Origin of the sequence: Maritimibacter alexandrii, assembly GCF_005871115.1 — a bacterium.
GTDB lineage: Bacteria > Pseudomonadota > Alphaproteobacteria > Rhodobacterales > Rhodobacteraceae > Maritimibacter > Maritimibacter alkaliphilus.
This window is the reverse complement of record NZ_SWKQ01000010.1, coordinates 1-1070: the sequence shown is the minus strand read 5'-3', so window position 1 is coordinate 1070 and position 1070 is coordinate 1. Positions and strand designations below refer to the sequence as shown.

General features: G+C 62.8%; 1 protein-coding gene and 1 pseudogene. Both read right to left on the bottom strand.

Features of this window, described 5'->3' with window-relative positions:
- Positions 1-130 precede the first annotated feature (130 nt).
- Complete coding sequence (gene istB / locus FCT00_RS08075; protein WP_083783480.1) at positions 131-859, bottom strand: IS21-like element helper ATPase IstB; 729 nt, start codon at positions 857-859, stop codon at positions 131-133.
- Positions 792-1070: pseudogene (locus FCT00_RS08070) on the bottom strand (IS21 family transposase); the annotation flags it as partial. The pseudogene FCT00_RS08070 and the gene istB, both read right to left, overlap by 68 nt.

The following is a 1070-nucleotide window of genomic DNA, read 5'->3' as shown; positions in this document are numbered from 1 at the left end:
TGTCAATCGGCATTGAAGTTTGACCCCCTATCGGCATCCAATATTGACCCCCTTGGTGGTGAGCAGGCCCGGCGCTGCGTAGCCCTCACATAGCGCAGCGGCGGCGGGCCTGCGGGGTTTCGGGTTGGCGCTATGCGCGGTTCTTGAAGCGCCAGCTTTCGTTACCGGTTTCGACGATTTCGCAATGGTGGGTGAGCCGGTCGAGCAGTGCGGTGGTCATCTTGGCATCGCCGAAGACGCTGGGCCATTCGCCGAAGGCCAGGTTGGTGGTGACGATGATGGATGTGCGTTCGTAGAGTTTGCTGATCAGGTGGAACAGCAATTGGCCGCCGGTCTGGGCGAAGGGCAGATAGCCGAGCTCGTCCAGGATCAGGAAGTCGAGGCGGGAGATCAGGTCGGCGGTCCGGCCCTGGCGCTCGGCGCGGGCTTCGGCATCGAGCTTGTTCACCAGGTCGACCACGTTGAAGAACCGGCCCCGGCGCCCTGCCCGGATACAGGTCCGGGCGATGCTGACGGCAAGATGGGTTTTGCCGGTGCCTGTGCCGCCGATCAGGACGAGGTTGCGCTGATGGTCGAGGAAGTCGCCGTTGGCCAGGTCGCGGATCAGGGTCTCGTTAACCTCGGCGGCCTCGAAGTCGAACTCCTCCAGTTCCTTGGCGAGCGGCAACTTGGCGATGGTCATTTGGTATTTGACTGACCGGGCCTGCTTCTCCCTGATCTCGGCGGTCAGCAGGTCACCAATGATCTGTTGCGGCTCGTGCTGGCGTTTGACGGCGGTGGTCAGGACCTCGTCATAGGCGGCCCTCATTCCGTAGAGCCTCAGCTTTCCCATCGCGTCGATTACCTCGGATCTTTCCATTCTGTGTTCTCCTCAGGCTGTCATATCGGTTGCAGTCGGCAATGGGCTCGCAGGCCAGCTTCAGCGCATCCGGGGTGGTGATTGTCAGGGGTGGTGGCGGCTCGCGGTGCCGGGCCAGGATGTTCAGCACGACGCCTGCGGAATGGACATTGTGCGACAGGGCTTCGGCGCAGGCCGCCTCGACCGCATCAATCCCGTCGGTCAGCACGGC

What these genes read in the sequence shown, in the direction of transcription:
- istB (WP_083783480.1), bottom strand. Translation starts at nt 859, where the DNA reads ATGGAAAGATCCGAGGTAATCGACGCGATGGGAAAGCTGAGGCTCTAC.